16 protein-coding genes are annotated in these 14729 nt (G+C 56.9%); 1 reads left to right on the top strand and 15 read right to left on the bottom strand.

Features of this window, described 5'->3' with window-relative positions; all coding sequences use genetic code 11:
* Nucleotides 1-3: 3 nt before the first annotated feature.
* From trpA to hisH, 11 genes are all read right to left on the bottom strand, one after another.
* Nucleotides 4-774 (bottom strand): tryptophan synthase subunit alpha, encoded by a 771-nt coding sequence (trpA, locus tag WG934_RS10115; RefSeq protein WP_339980212.1) that lies wholly within the window; start codon nt 772-774, stop codon nt 4-6.
* Nucleotides 775-2133 carry a tryptophan synthase subunit beta gene (trpB, locus tag WG934_RS10110; protein WP_339989962.1) on the bottom strand — a complete coding sequence of 453 codons (1359 nt, stop codon included), beginning with the start codon at nt 2131-2133 and terminating at the stop codon, nt 775-777.
* 60 nt (nt 2134-2193) lie between these two features.
* The gene (trpC, locus tag WG934_RS10105; protein WP_339980210.1) at nt 2194-2997 is read right to left on the bottom strand and encodes an indole-3-glycerol phosphate synthase TrpC; all 804 of its coding nucleotides are present in this window, start codon (nt 2995-2997) and stop codon (nt 2194-2196) included.
* 58 nt (nt 2998-3055) lie between these two features.
* Nucleotides 3056-3871: a TIGR02234 family membrane protein gene (locus WG934_RS10100; protein WP_339989961.1), complete on the bottom strand. Its 816-nt coding sequence runs from the start codon at nt 3869-3871 to the stop codon at nt 3056-3058.
* A complete protein-coding gene (locus tag WG934_RS10095) occupies nt 3864-5429 on the bottom strand; it encodes an anthranilate synthase component I (RefSeq protein ID WP_339980207.1) in 1566 nt (521 codons plus the stop codon). The genes WG934_RS10100 and WG934_RS10095 overlap by 8 nt, the downstream gene beginning before the upstream one ends.
* Before the next feature lie 39 nt (nt 5430-5468).
* The gene (locus WG934_RS10090; protein WP_339989960.1) at nt 5469-6596 is read right to left on the bottom strand and encodes an alpha/beta hydrolase; all 1128 of its coding nucleotides are present in this window, start codon (nt 6594-6596) and stop codon (nt 5469-5471) included.
* 48 nt (nt 6597-6644) lie between these two features.
* Nucleotides 6645-7040, bottom strand: coding sequence for a phosphoribosyl-AMP cyclohydrolase (gene hisI / locus WG934_RS10085; RefSeq protein ID WP_339980295.1), 396 nt, complete (start codon nt 7038-7040; stop codon nt 6645-6647).
* Nucleotides 7041-7060: 20 nt separating this feature from the next.
* Nucleotides 7061-7837, bottom strand: a complete 777-nt coding sequence (gene hisF, locus WG934_RS10080) for an imidazole glycerol phosphate synthase subunit HisF (protein WP_339980205.1) — start codon at nt 7835-7837, stop codon at nt 7061-7063.
* Nucleotides 7838-7892: 55 nt separating this feature from the next.
* Nucleotides 7893-8705, bottom strand: coding sequence for an inositol monophosphatase family protein (locus WG934_RS10075; RefSeq protein WP_339989959.1), 813 nt, complete (start codon nt 8703-8705; stop codon nt 7893-7895).
* 67 nt (nt 8706-8772) lie between these two features.
* A complete protein-coding gene (priA, locus tag WG934_RS10070; protein WP_339989958.1) occupies nt 8773-9504 on the bottom strand; it encodes a bifunctional 1-(5-phosphoribosyl)-5-((5-phosphoribosylamino)methylideneamino)imidazole-4-carboxamide isomerase/phosphoribosylanthranilate isomerase PriA in 732 nt (243 codons plus the stop codon).
* Between the two features lie 107 nt (nt 9505-9611).
* Nucleotides 9612-10310 (bottom strand): imidazole glycerol phosphate synthase subunit HisH, encoded by a 699-nt coding sequence (hisH, locus tag WG934_RS10065; RefSeq protein ID WP_339980202.1) that lies wholly within the window; start codon nt 10308-10310, stop codon nt 9612-9614.
* A 332-nt stretch (nt 10311-10642) separates the two neighbouring features.
* Here hisH and WG934_RS10060 point away from each other — a divergent pair, with 332 nt between their 5' ends.
* Nucleotides 10643-11281: an arsenate-mycothiol transferase ArsC gene (locus WG934_RS10060; protein ID WP_339989957.1), complete on the top strand. Its 639-nt coding sequence runs from the start codon at nt 10643-10645 to the stop codon at nt 11279-11281.
* Between the two features lie 83 nt (nt 11282-11364).
* Here the strand turns inward: WG934_RS10060 and WG934_RS10055 are convergent, their stop codons facing one another.
* The 4 genes from WG934_RS10055 to hisB are packed head-to-tail and all read right to left on the bottom strand — an operon-like array spanning nt 11365 to nt 14729.
* The gene (locus tag WG934_RS10055; protein ID WP_339980199.1) at nt 11365-12597 is read right to left on the bottom strand and encodes an MFS transporter; all 1233 of its coding nucleotides are present in this window, start codon (nt 12595-12597) and stop codon (nt 11365-11367) included.
* A gap of 6 nt (nt 12598-12603) precedes the next feature.
* The gene (locus WG934_RS10050) at nt 12604-13938 is read right to left on the bottom strand and encodes an MFS transporter (RefSeq protein ID WP_339980198.1); all 1335 of its coding nucleotides are present in this window, start codon (nt 13936-13938) and stop codon (nt 12604-12606) included.
* Nucleotides 13939-14103 (bottom strand): hypothetical protein, encoded by a 165-nt coding sequence (locus WG934_RS10045; RefSeq protein WP_339980196.1) that lies wholly within the window; start codon nt 14101-14103, stop codon nt 13939-13941. It lies immediately after the preceding gene.
* Complete coding sequence (gene hisB, locus WG934_RS10040; protein WP_339980194.1) at nt 14103-14729, bottom strand: imidazoleglycerol-phosphate dehydratase HisB; 627 nt, start codon at nt 14727-14729, stop codon at nt 14103-14105. Before hisB ends, WG934_RS10045 begins: the two co-directional genes overlap by 1 nt.

Genomic DNA, 14729 nt, shown 5'->3' with positions numbered 1-14729 from the left:
ACGCTACCGCACTCCAGCTGCCAATTCTGCACCGAGCTGGCGCAAGTCGTCAGTGCTGCGCATAGCAGCTTTAATTAGTGCTGAGCCGACGATGATGCCGTCGGCAAATGCAGCGATTTCCCGAGCCTGCTCCCCATTGGATACGCCCAAACCAACGCACACTGGTTCATCGGTCACCTCTCGCGTACGGCGCACGAGAATTGCCGCAGCTGAGTCCACCGAGTCTTTTGCACCGGTGATTCCCATATGACTGGTGGCGTACACGAAGCCACTGGACTGGCCGGCGGTCAGAGCAAGACGTTCATTGGTAGACGATGGCGCAACCAGCATGATGGTGTCGAGGCCATGTGCCTCCGCAGCAGCCTTCCAACGTCCAGCTTCCTCAGGAATCAGATCTGGAATGATCGTGCCGAGGCCACCAGCCGCTGCTAGATCGGCAGCGAACTTCTCGGGACCGTACTGCAAAACCGGGTTCCAGTACGTCATAACAACGCAGTTAGCACCCTTGGCAGTGACCTCTCGAATGACATGGAAAATGTCCTTCGTTCGGAATCCATTATCCAACGCGATATCAGCAGCATCCTGGATCGTTGGACCATCCATCATCGGATCCGAGAAAGGCAAACCCACTTCTACAATGTCCGCGCCGGACTCTACGACGGCGTCGATAAGTTCAATCGAACCAGCTACCGTGGGGAACCCCGCCGGCAAGTAGGCAATGAACGCAGATCGGTTTTCTTCCTTAATCTGTGCAAAGATGTCCTGCAAGCTCATTTACTTCTTCCCCTTTGCGCCAGCAACGGCTTCTGGCTGCGCTGCGTTTTCTGCAGAGTTGTCGGCAGCACCCTCGTCCGTGACAAGGCCGAACCACTTAGCGGCCGTCGTCACGTCCTTGTCTCCACGACCAGAAATGCTCACGATGACAACTGGCTCACGACCCAAGTCTGCAGCCAGTTCCGCTGCAACTTTGCGTGCGCCTGCCACTGCGTGCGAAGACTCGATCGCCGGCATAATGCCTTCCATTCGCGACAGGTCAAGGAACGCATCCATCGCTTCCGAATCAGTCACCGGCACGTACTGCGCACGGCCAATATCTGCCAGATAGGAATGCTCCGGCCCCACACCTGGGTAATCAAGACCCGCCGAAATCGACTGCGATTCGATGATCTGCCCATCTTGGTTCTGCATCAACGCAGCGAAAGAGCCTTGGAACACACCAGGATTACCGCCAGCAGAAATTGGAGCTGCATGACGACCCGTCTCCAGTCCATCACCGCCAGCTTCGGCGCCGATGAGTCGCACGGATTCGTCGTCAATGAAATGGTGGAACAAGCCAATCGCGTTCGAGCCACCGCCAACACATGCGATAACCGCATCTGGTAGCTCTCCTGTCGCCGACAGAATCTGTTGGCGAGCCTCAGCACCAATAACACGCTGGAAGTCGCGAACCATCGTTGGGAATGGGTGCGGACCAGCCGCCGTGCCGAAGCAGTAGTACGTGTCATCGGCGTGGGACACCCAGTAGCGCATGGCCTCGTTGATGGCATCCTTCAGAGTCTTCGATCCGAGTTCAACCTCAATGACCTCTGCACCCAGAAGACGCATTCGGGCAATATTCAGGGCTTGACGCTCGGCATCGACAGCACCCATGTACACGCGACATTCGATGTCTAACAGCGCGCACGCAGTTGCAGTTGCCACACCATGCTGGCCTGCGCCCGTTTCAGCAATGACCTTGGTCTTGCCCATGCGCTTAGCCAGCAAGACCTGGCCCAATACATTGTTGATCTTGTGCGAACCAGTGTGATTCAGGTCTTCGCGCTTCAGCCAGACCTGAGCACCGATTGCCTTTGAAAACTTCGGCGCAAAATACAGCGGGGATGGACGACCCGTGTAATCGCGCTGCAAACGGTCCAGTTCGTTCCGGAAATCTTCGTCTACGCGTGCTTTGGCGTAACCATCGGACACTTCACCGATCACGGCCATCAGTGCTTCAGGAACGAACTGTCCGCCCCAGTTGCCCCAATGCCCGATCTCGTTTGGCTCGTGGGTAGTTGGGGTCGCGATGAGTTCACCTACGGTTGGTAAACGGTCACCGCGAACATCATGGTTCTTGAAATCCTGATCGCTCACAGTTAGCCATTCTGTCTTATAGAAACGTGCCTCGAAGTAATTGGGTGGGAATTCCCCCAATTACCCCTTTGTCATTGGGTGCTGGCCAGCAGCAACAAGTCGCTTACAAGCCAAGAAAGGGTCACCTGCGGTGACGAGTCCCTCTCCTACCAACACGGCGTCTGCGCCTTCGCTGGCATAGGCGCGGAGATCCTCTGGTCCCTTCACTCCGGATTCGGCCACCTTGACGACGTCGTCAGGTAGCAGCGGAGCGAGCTTGGCATACACGCCCATGTCGACTTCGAGGGTCTTCAAATTGCGAGCATTAACGCCAACGATGGACGCGCCTGCTTCGAGTGCTCGATCGACTTCCTCAGCGGTATGAGCTTCGACCAAAGCATTCATACCCAGCGATTCCGTGCGATCAAGCAAAGACACCAAGGTGTTCTGGTCCAGTGCTGACACCATAAGCAAAACCAGGTCCGCGCCATGGGCACGAGCCTCGTGCACCTGGTACGGCGTGACGATGAAGTCCTTCCGCAACACGGGGATACTCACAGCTTTACGGACTGCATCAAGGTCAGCGAGTGAACCACGGAAGCGACGTTCCTCGGTCAAGCACGAAATAATTGCCGCGCCACCCTGCTGGTACTGAGCGGCCAACACATGTGGTTCGGCAATCTCAGCTAGGTCGCCCTTCGATGGCGATGCACGCTTAACTTCAGCAATGACCTGCACGCCTTCGCTACGCAGTGCCGCAGCTGCATCGAGTGGAGCTGGAGCCTTCTGGGACAGTTCCTTGATTTCCGCATAAGGAACGGCAGCTTCTCGAACTGCGAGATCTTCCCGTACACCTGCAATAATCTGGTCTAGAACGGTCGCCATCATCGGCCCCTTTCAGTAGTGATGTTTTGGGCAAACATCTATCTGACTTGTTTCTAGGCTAATGGCTGCCAGAAGTCTTTGTTCCCTCGGGGTCTGTATTCTTCGGCGAAGTATGAACATCGCTCACCGTCGATTCTGCACTGACGCTGGTCGAATCCATATCCGTCGGATCCACACCGGCATCCAAGGCATCCCACAGGACACGACCAGACGTTGGCTCCGCAGCCAAGTCTTCCCGCACCCGCTCGCGACGAACTTCTGGATTCTCATATGCCGACGACTTGCGATTGTTCACCCCACCCGGACGAACCAACAGCAGCATGCCACCAAGCACGCCCACCGCTGCTGCGATGATCGACACGATGGGACCACCATTGTGGATGACCAGTTCTTCAACTTGTGCCCAATTCGACACGGTCACAGGCGCATTTGCGCGTTGCGTGGCTGACCCCGTCGTCAAGAGTTCGAGAGCTCGCTGGTGATCCGCACCAGCTGTCAGCAACTGGATCGGAGGCCACGCCGCGCCCGCAGCAACGGCCGCTGCGACAGCACCGACGATGCGGCGCCCAAGGCCAGCCATGATCAGCGTTGCAGCGACACCGGCAAGCAGCGTCAACGCAAGCGCCGCTATCTCGGGTGCCCAAATCGCGCCGACGAGTTCATTGGTGCCGCTACCGGACTTGTCGTCCATGGTTGTGACGGTGAGCCAGCTGAACCGACCCGCTAACCACATCCCGAGCGCAGAGAGCGCAATAAGAAGCTGAGCGATACCGGGTCGACGGTCCTTCTTCGGAGATGTCTCGGCTGTTGCCTTGTCGGTTACTGCCACATCGTCCGCCGCTGCAGTAGTGTCCATCGCGTCGCCATTAGTCATGGCCATTACCTTCCGCACCTGTCAGAGTCTCGGCTGCTGCCACTGCGCGGAGCACGGCTGCTGCCTTATTCCGAGTTTCCTCATCTTCCGCCACTGGATCAGAATCTGCCACGATTCCGCCACCGGCCTGGACATATACTGTGCCATTCTTTACAACACCAGTGCGAATTGCGATGGCCTGATCAGTGTTGCCACGGAAGTCGAAATAACCGACTGTGCCGCCATAGACACCACGCCGGGTGTCTTCGAGCTGATCGATAATCGACAACGCCGACGGCTTGGGAGCTCCGGACAGCGTTCCTGCAGGAAACGTTGCAGCAAACGCATCCACTGCGGTCTTTCCCGGTGCCAGCTCTCCGGTCACTGTCGAGACCAGGTGCATGACGTGGCTGTAACGCTCGATATGACGGAAATCATGGACTTTTACTGTGCCCGGCGCGCACACTCGGCCGAGGTCATTGCGACCAAGATCTACCAGCATGAGGTGCTCACTGTTCTCTTTTTCGTCGGCGAGCAGTTCCTTCTCTAACGCGACATCCGCGTCCACGGTTGCTCCCCGTGGCCGGGTGCCAGCAATTGGATTGGTTACTACCTGACCATTTTCCACTGCTACCAGCGATTCAGGCGATGAGCCAACGATCTGAAACGCCGTCTGCTCCATCGTTTCGTCAGGAACATTGACGAGGAACATGTACGGGCTTGGATTCGTGGTTCGCAGCATTCGGTAGATGTTGAATGCGCTGGCTTCGGTGTCCATTTCGAAACGCTGCGACAGCACAATCTGAAATGCATCGCCCGCTCGAATGTGCTCCTTACACACTTCAATCCGGCGCATGTGTTCATTTTGCGTCCGTTGCCTGCGGATCTGTGGTTCCGGGAAATCCACGACGCTTGGACTGCTTGACGACGGCGCTGCTAACCGCACAACCATGTCTTCGACTCGCGCGCATGCTCGGTCATAGGCTTCGTCCACGCGATCAGCAGAGCCATCCCAGTTAATGGCGTTAGAAATCAGCCACACCACTCCCTGGTGGTGGTCGATAACTGCGAGATCTTCGACCAGTAGTTGCACCATTTCTGGTACCTGTAGATCATTGACGCAGGTATCCGGCAATTTGCGTTCAATGAACCGAATGATGTCGTGGCCGAAGTACCCCACCAGTCCCGACGTCAGTTTCGGGATTGCTGAGTTATCCGCGACGTCGACAAGTTCGGGCAATTCCGTGTGCAGCAGCTCCAATGTTGCCTGCAAATCTGCCAGTGGATCGCCACCTTCTGGCGCACCTTCCGGGGCAGTACCGATCCACGTCGACCGACCGTCTGCCCCCACGGTCAACGCAGCGCGCGCACCACAACCAATGAACGACCATCGTGACCAGGACTGTCCGACATCCACGGATTCCAGCAGAAATGTACCCGGGCGATCTGCAGCAAGCTTGCGGTAGGCAGACAGCGCAGTGTCGCTATCAGCCAGGACGCGCTTGATTACAGGAACTACCCGGTGGTCCTGAGCCAGCGTGCGAAAATGCTCGCGGCTTGTCATCGAGGTACGAGTCATAGGCGCTATTGTGCCATGCACCACTGACCCAGCTCGCGATTAGTTTCCAGTTCCGATGCCCAACTCCATGCGCAGAGCGCCAACAGCTTCGTCCAATGCCCGGCGAGCACCAGCCCACACACCCATTGAGTTCACAAACGGATGAACAAGTCCGGTGTGATTACGCACGGTCACACGCACACCTGCCTTGGCAAGTGCCTCTGCAAGAGCAAGCCCTTCGTCGCGCAGCGGGTCGAATCCTGCGACGGCAATGTAGGCGGGTGGGACATCGGAAAAGTCATCAGAAAGCAACGGCGACACATACGGATGCGTGCGATCAGCGGGCTCGGGCACATAGTGATCGGCGTACCACGACATGTGCTTACCGGTCAGGAAAAACCCGTCTGCAAACTCGCGCCCACTGGCCGTTTGGCAACCCTCTTCATTGATATTCGCCAGATCCACCGCGGGCACAAACAGCATCTGCAGCTGTGGCTGTGCTGCTCCTTCATCGCGCAGGTACATGCACACTGCTGCCGCCAAGTTTCCGCCCGCGCTGTCACCACCAACCGCCACGCGGTTAGCATCGACGCCCTGAATCTCCCCCGCCAGAGCTAGCTTGACGACGGCCACGCAATCCATCAGCCCAGCCGGGAAGGGATGTTCTGGGGCCAGTCGATAATCAACGCTGATCACCATAACTTCGCCACGCTGGCAGAAGTACCGGCAGGTGTTGTCATGGGAGTCTAGTGATCCGAGCGTCCACCCACCGCCATGGAAATACACCAGAGTCGGTAGCTCAGCTGTGGGTACTGCCCCGTCTGGCCGGTACACACGAACGCGAACGCTGTCGGCACCGGTGTCAAAATCCACCGGAGTCACCACATCTTCTTCGTAGACGGTGCCTACGGGGATGGATGGACCCGCGCCAAGATAGGCTTCTTCGTCGATGATCTCGCGCCCAATTGGCACTCGCACATCTGCAAAGTCACGGGACTCGATGACGGCGAGAGCGCGCAGAGTCGCAGCGACATCAGCATCAAGGGTGTTGCCAGCTGAATTCTTCGTCGCACCGAACACACGAAGCACAGCCGATGGCAGCGCAGTCATTGACCGGGCAGCTACCGCTGCTACACGGGTGCTGAGGGAGTACGTCGGGGCGGTGGGAAATACGCGATGCACAGGCATGCTCTTACCCAACCATGATGGAACTCACCGCGCCCGACTTTCTGCAAACTAAAAGACCGGGAAAACGTCAAAACAACTGTGCGCACCGGTATGGCACGCAGCGCCAGACTGTTCGACCCGCATGAGGACTGTATCGCCGTCACAGTCCAAGGCCAGTGACACGACCTTTTGGAAGTGCCCGCTGGTCAACCCTTTAATCCAATACTCTTGGCGGGACCGCGACCAATAAGTACCGCGCTTCGTCTCAATGGTGTAGGCCAAGGCATGCTTGTCCATCCACGCCAGCATCAAGACGTCTCCGGTATCGGCTTCCTGAACAATTGCCGGAATCAAACCATCCGCGTTGAACTTTGCGAACTGCTCGACCTTATCTGGCAGTGAGTACTCCGCAGGATTATCGCCAGCGCCGTGGTTTTCTGCGCCAGCAGCGAGGTTCGTCGTCACGCGTGATTCAGCAGAGTTGCTCACAGGCGAACCTCGATTCCAGCAGCAGCCATTGCTTCCTTGACCTCGCGGATAGAAACTTCGCCGAAGTGGAAAATCGAAGCAGCGAGCACTGCATCGGCACCAGCTTCAACGGCTGGTGGGAAATGCTCCGCAGCGCCAGCACCACCGGAGGCGATGACAGGAACAGAAACTGCAGCTCGCACCTTCTGTAACAGTTGCAGGTCGAAGCCATCCTTCGTGCCATCGCCGTCCATGGAGTTCAACAAGATTTCCCCCACACCCAACTCTTCGCCACGACGAGCCCACTCAACTGCATCCAGCTCAGCGGACTTCGAACCACCATGTGTGGTGACCTCAAAGCCAGACGGCTGTGGCTTCCCGCCTTCTGGAACGCGACGGGCATCAACAGACAATACGATGCACTGCGCACCAAAACGACGAGACAATTCACTGAGCAGCTCCGGACGAGCAATCGCTGAAGTATTCACACTCACCTTGTCCGCACCAGCGCGAAGCAACTGGTCGACATCTTCGACACTTCGGACACCACCGCCGACAGTCAGAGGAATGAACACCTGCTCCGCTGTACGACGAACCACGTCGAGCATGGTGCCACGACCATCCTTGGACGCAGTGACGTCGAGGAAGGTCAGTTCGTCAGCGCCTTCCTCTCCATAGCGACGAGCGAGTTCGACTGGATCACCGGCATCGCGAAGGTTTTCAAAATTCACGCCTTTGACGACACGACCGTTGTTGACATCCAGGCATGGAATAACGCGAATTGCGACTGACATGGAGTTTCCTATTCTGCTTTGTGTAGTGAGTTCGGTGGATGACGCGCGTTCCGAGCTACGCACGGAAGTCCTCAGGTGGCTGCAAGTCTTGGATGATCGAGAGCAACGTCGCATGCACATCGTTGGTACCTGCAAGCACGCCGACCGAATCTCTGGTCCATGGTTCTCCGGCAATATCAGTCACGATGCCGCCGGCTTCACGGATTTGGAGAACACCTGCCGCGTTATCCCAAATATGAGGCGAAAACGTGACCGTGCCACCAAAAGCACCCATAGCTGTCGAAGCCAGGTCCACGCCTACGGAACCAGAAATTCGAATCGTTGGGTATCGCTCGCCCACGCGTGCCAACAGCAACTGCCGCCATGATCGTGGGAAGGTGCCATCGTGCCGAGCGATCACTGACCCGAAGGCAATCGAAATGGGCCGGCCAGCTTCGGGGTCAAGGTGGACTTCCCTGCCATTCATGAAGGTGCCACCGCCCTTCGTTGCGGTAACGCGACGCCCCAACATTGGCATCGACGTCACTGACACAATGGGCTCGCCCTTGTGCAGCAAGGACAACAACATCGCGCACATGGGAAACCCAGCTGCGTAATTGGTGGTCCCGTCGATGGGGTCAATCACCCATACAGTGTCGCTTGTTGGACGCTTGCCACCGAATTCTTCGCCATAGACCGGAAACCCCGTGAGCTGTGCCAACACTTCCCGCAGCCGTTGCTCAATTGCGAAATCAGCCTCGGTGGCAAAATCCCCGCGCGCCTTCGTTACTAGTGGAGCCGCACCAACATTGGCGGCAAACATTTCCTCGACTTCGTCGAGTGCGGCCTCCGCCATCGCCAATAGTGAACGGGGATCGAGCTCTGTCATCAGACTGCATCCATCTGCATGATAAGTACGCCGTCACGCCCACAAACTCAGGCGTGACACGTAGAACTTACTTAGAAATTGCGAGTGCTTCTTCCAGTGTGAAACGCCCTGCATACAGCGCCTTACCGACGATAGCCGAGTCAACACCATCGTCAACCAAAGTCTTAATAGCTTCGAGGTCTGCCAACGAAGAGACACCGCCCGATGCCACGATTGGCGCGCTGGTGGCTGCCGCGACGTCGCGAAGCAGATCAATATTAGGACCCTGCAATGTGCCGTCCTTGCTGACATCGGTAACCACGAAGCGGGAGCAGCCTTCCGAATCGAGGCGCTCCAGGACTTCCCACAGATCTCCACCGTCAGTCACCCATCCGCGACCACGCAGACGCCACTCACCATCAACGTTGCGGACATCCAGGCCGATTGCCACACGATCGCCGTAATTTTCAATGACCGTCTTGCACCACTCCGGGTTCTCCAGCGCAGCAGTACCGATGTTGACGCGACGGCAACCCGTAGCCAGTGCGGCTTCGAGGGAGTCGTTATCGCGGATACCGCCAGACAACTCGACATCGACATCGAGCTTGCCGACGACGTCCTTCAGCAGCTCGTAATTCGAACCACGACCAAACGCCGCGTCTAGGTCAACCAAGTGGATCCACTCAGCGCCAGCATTTTGCCAATTCATTGCAGCTTCCAGTGGAGAGCCGTAGGACGTTTCCGTACCTGCGGCACCTTGAACGAGGCGTACTGCCTGGCCGTCTGCAACGTCGACAGCAGGAAGAAGGGTCAAGCTCATAGCGTGGATCGCTCCCTAGTTAGTTATTCAAGTGACGCAGAGAAATCGCACTGCCAGGACATGGCGCGCAACATGCGTCACGGTTCCCCCAAAGTATAGGTCGCGGACTACCGCGCCAAGGTAGCAACCCAGTTTCTGAGCAGTGCAAGTCCTGCGTCGCCCGACTTCTCTGGGTGGAATTGCGTTGCCCATAGTGGCCCGTTCTCGACGGCTGCGACGAAGGAATCGTTCTCGTGTTGCGTCCACGACACTTGTGGCGCTGCAATGTAGGAGTCATCCTCCATCGCCCAGTTTCGGACACCATACGAGTGCACAAAGTAGAAGCGCTCATTCTCGATGCCCGCGAACATTGCTGAGTTGTCAGCGACATCGACCGTGTTCCAGCCCATGTGAGGCAAGGTTTTCGCCTGCAGCCTCTCGACGGTCCCATTCCATTCGCCACAGCCAGGAGTACCGATCGCCCGGGAGCTTGGGTTGAATTCGTCAGCGTGGATGCCGTCCGCAAATTCGACGCCCCGCTCGAACAGGACCTGCATGCCGACGCAGATGCCAAAGACTGCGCGCCCACCTGCCAGTCGCGATCCGATCAATCGGGGTCCTTGCACCCGTTGGAGCCCTTCCATGCACGCCGCGTACGCGCCGACACCTGGTACTAACAAGCCATCTGCAGCCATCACAATTTTCGGATCAGCAGTGACGACAGTTTTTACACCAGTAGATGCGATAGCCCGTTCAGCGGAACGTAAATTTCCAGAACCGTAGTCAAGGATGGCAACGGTGAGGTGCGAAAAGTCTTCAGTCGTCATGTGTGGGAATTTTACGCTAGGGCTCGCGATCCACTGAAAGCACCTGTCACCTAGTCCAACACCTAATGCAAATAAAAAATGTGCGCACATGTCGCGCGCATTTGTATGTCGGAAATCACCACACGCCGAACCATCACGGTTTAGCGGATGACCACGTGATGCAGTAAGGTTAACTGTAGGTTAACAAAAGGTTAAGCGGTAGTTCACCAGGAAGTAACTTACTTATTTCTTAGAACTTTAGCTTACGCACATACGTGTTTCTTACGAAGATACTCGGTAACGCGGTCGGTTTCTCAATCATCGCAGGCTGAGAGGAAGGGAAAGTCTTCATCATGCTCAACGACACTCTACTCAATCGCCAGTTCGCTATTATCCGCGAAGATATTCACCGTCGCTACGACCAGCTTCACGACGCTACGTTCATCGACGAAACACTCGACGCAGTCATCGCCGAGCTGAAGGAGACTGCAAAGGTCGAGACTTTCCTCCCTGTTCTCGCTGAACGGGAAACGGCAGAACGCCTCGAAGAGATCGCTGAAGCAGAGGGCAGGGAAGCTAGCTCCCGCAAGGAAATTCTCTTCGCATGTGAGAAGAATGCTGGGCGCTCTCAGCTCGCTTCGGCTATCACCCGCCATTTGGTTGGCGATGCAGTATTCGTACGCTCAGTTGGCATCGATCCAACCGGAGAGATTAACCCGACTGTTTTGCAGGTCCTCGAAGGTCGTGGCATCGATACCAGTGATCTGTACACCAAGTCCATTACGCCACGACTATCGCACCGCGCAGATGTCGTCGTACTGATGGGTATCGACGAAATTCCTGGAGTGCCAGGCATGCAGTACGTCTCGTGGGATATCGACGACCCAGAAGGTAAGACCGAAGTCGAAGTCAACACCATCGCTGCTGACATCGAAGCGCACGTTCGCGAACTGCTCACCGACATGGGCGTTCTCGACGAATCAGCAGCATAAGTTAAGCAACATAAGCCCTGAAACGTTCAGAGCACATTTAGAAAGGGCGCACCAGATTACTGGTCGCGCCCTTAATCGTGCCCTTATTCTTGTGCTGCGGTCTTAGGTGCCACAGCGGTAGCCAGCAGAACGACGATGACTCCTGATACCGGGAGTATCAACAATGCCGTGCTCAAATTGGTCACGCTTGCGATGGAGCCGATGAGAGGGCTCGTCCCCATAAACCCAATCCGCATCAACCAACTGACCATCGTCAAACCGCCACCATCAGATACGCCGGGCAGCCGCGTCGCCATCCAATACGCCGACGGAACCAAAGTGGCACAGCCGAACCCCGCCAACATGAAACCGGCGTACATCACCACCACATTCGGCGCGAGCAGCACTAACACACCACCACACGCGATGAAGATCCCTCCCATTCGCGCGATTGCGACCCGACCGAAGGCGTCGATAAGCATGTCCCCTGTAAAGCGTCCTAGCATCTGCGCACCCACAATGAAGACGAATGCTGAGCCAGCCGAGGCGACATCAATCCCCTGCAATTCCACGGCGCTAAGCCCTGCCCAGTTCGATGCGATGTCTTCAATAACCACCGCGGCAATAGCAATGAGCACAAGAGGCAGTACGGCTTTAAAGACAGGCAGAGTCCACAATTTTTCGGTGCTGGAATGATGCTCGTGCGTGTGGCTGTCGGTGGCATCGTCGGGGTGCCGGGCTGCACTGCCCACCATGCGCACGGCGACCACAGACAGCAACGCAATCACAACAGCAGCTGTCACCATAAACACCGTGTAATTGATACCCGCCACGGCGGCTGTTGTAGCTAGCGCGCCACCTCCGGCTGCACCCAGACTCCAGCACGCATGCAAGCTGGACATGATCGATTTACCGCGACGATGTTCAACGCGAACTCCAATCAGGTTCTGCCCCACATCAGCCACCGCATCTGCCGCACCAAACAGAAGCAAAAGTGCGGCGAGCATCCATGCATTGGTCAGCCAACCAGCTGCTGCGACGACGAGGGCCATCGAGATTGTTCCACCAAGCACGGCACCGTTGGGACCGAACTTTCTCATCACCCAGGCCGGCAACACCGATGACAACAATGACCCGAACGGCATACATGCCACCACGAGCCCGAATGCTGCCTCTGGCAATCCCCATTCCTTGATGAACGTCGGATACCACGGCACCAGTGATGCCATCATTGCGCCGTTGGTCGCAAACATCAGCGCTACGCCCAACGAATGTCGCGCTGCGTGGTCGGGTTGTCTTGATGAACCGTGGCCTGCCGATGCCGTTTCCGCTGTCATCGCCACCTACTTTTTCCTGCGCCGGGTGCGCACAGCATCCGTGGCTGCATCTCCCAGCTTCCGTAGCGATGCACGAGTGTTTTGATACTCGGCCACCCTGTGCTTGCCGACGACCCGGTCCATGAAAGCAACCAGCGCACCGCCAGCGACAAGACAGGAGGCAACTGCGAACACCGCTGGATATGGATGCAGCGCAACACCGGCTACAAACCCAAGCAAGAAGGACCCGACACCGGTTCCAGAGTCGAAGGAGATATTCCAGAATGCACTTGCTTCGGCATTCCGCTCTCGAGGCAGGCGGGCGAACATCAGCAGCAGTGCTTCGTTTTGGACAACACCAAAGCCTGCACCATATACAGCTGCCGCAACCAGGATGAGCCAGGCCGACCATTCCGCGACTGCCACGCCGGAAATAGCGATCAGACCCACAACACCAGCGAGCAACGCTGGCACCAGCAACAACCCAGCTCTGCTCTGCCGATCTGCATACACACCTGCCAGGTACCGGAACACCATTTGGGCGCCACCTAGTACTGATAAAGCGAGGCCGCCGACAATCGCACCGGCAGCTGGGTCGATCTCGCGTGCAGCTGGCGCCAGGAACGATGAGATTCCACCGAAACCCATAGCAATCGAGCTCATGGCAATGGCGGGAACCAGAACAAGCTTCCACGTAGGAACTGTCGCGACAGCTGCGTCGCCCTTGGCAGTGGAGGCGGATTTTGTCGCCTTGGGCGACGCCTTGATTCGTGGGATCAGCAAAGCCATGGCTGAGCCAACGAGAGACACAATCGTGCCCACGACATATACCGCCGAGTAACTACCCAAGTAATCCGCCATCACGAGGCCCAATGGCAAAAAGACCAGTTGGGCAATACCGACTGCCAAACCCAATGTGCCAGACGCCTTGCCCAGGAATTTCAAAGGCACGAGTTCGGCAATCAATGCCGATTCCGCGACCGTGAGAGCACCAAATCCCATGCCACGGAGAACTGCGATGACCAACACCAGCCACATGTCAGTGCCGAATAGATGCAGTAGCGTCGGCAAGCCCAAGAAAAGCCCAGAAATGAACATGGTTGTGCCGTAACCAAGTGAGCGCAGCAACCGTGGCGTCTGGGTTTGGGTAAGAACGGTCGCGGCCATAAAGACACCGGTATATGCGCCTGCAAGACCGTTAGATCCGCCACCATCGAGAATGGCCTGTGGGATCGTTGGAAGAAGCAATGACCACCCACCGAATGCTGCGAGAACCGCGACCAGGGTGGGTTTCAATCCGGGTGCTTCCCACATGCTGCCAAGCTGATCGAGCTCGGACCGGTTTAGCACCCGTTTTGCCATTTAGTTTGCTGCTCCTAGATACCAGTAGATTGCTGCCGCAGTGGCCAGTACTGCCAGCAGTCCCATGACGATGGTTAACTTCATTGAACCAGACTTGTATGCCGACCAGGTACCGCCAACCAACAGGCCGGCGATAGCCATCAACATGTACGTAGCAAGTTCCATTACAGCGTGCCCTTCGTGGACGGAACGCCGTCTACACGTGGATCGGATTCAACGGCAGCGCGCAGCGCCCGGGCAACAGCCTTGTACTCTGCTTCAGTGATGTGGTGTGGATCGCGACCGTATAGGCAACGAACATGCAAAGCAATGCGAGCATTGTATGCAAACGACTCGAAGAAGTGCTGGTTGATCACCGTTGCATAATGTCCACCAATCATGGCTGTGACCATTTGCTCTGGTTCACCAGTGGCAACGAAGTATGGACGACCCGAGACATCGACGACAGCATGCGCCAGGGTCTCGTCCATAGGAATGAAGCAATCGCCAAAACGACGAATGCCCTTCTTGTCTCCCAGCGCCTCTGCAAAGGCCTGACCCAAGACAATGCCGGTGTCTTCCACAGTGTGGTGCGCATCGACGTCAGTGTCGCCCTTCGCATGCAGCTTCAGGTCGAAGCTGCCGTGCGAGGCAAATGCGGTCAACATGTGGTCGAAGAATGGTAGTCCCGTGTCGATGTCGCACGTACCGGTGCCGTCGAGGTTGACGGTGCACACGATGGAGGATTCGTGCGTTGCGCGATCAACAGAACCGATGCGATCCTCTGTGGTGTCTGGCAAGGAGTGCGTCAT

Origin of the sequence: Corynebacterium sp. H78 (genome assembly GCF_037572275.1) — a bacterium.
Classification (GTDB): domain Bacteria; phylum Actinomycetota; class Actinomycetes; order Mycobacteriales; family Mycobacteriaceae; genus Corynebacterium.
Note: the sequence above shows the minus strand (reverse complement) of the source record. Positions and strands in the feature narration are given on the sequence as shown.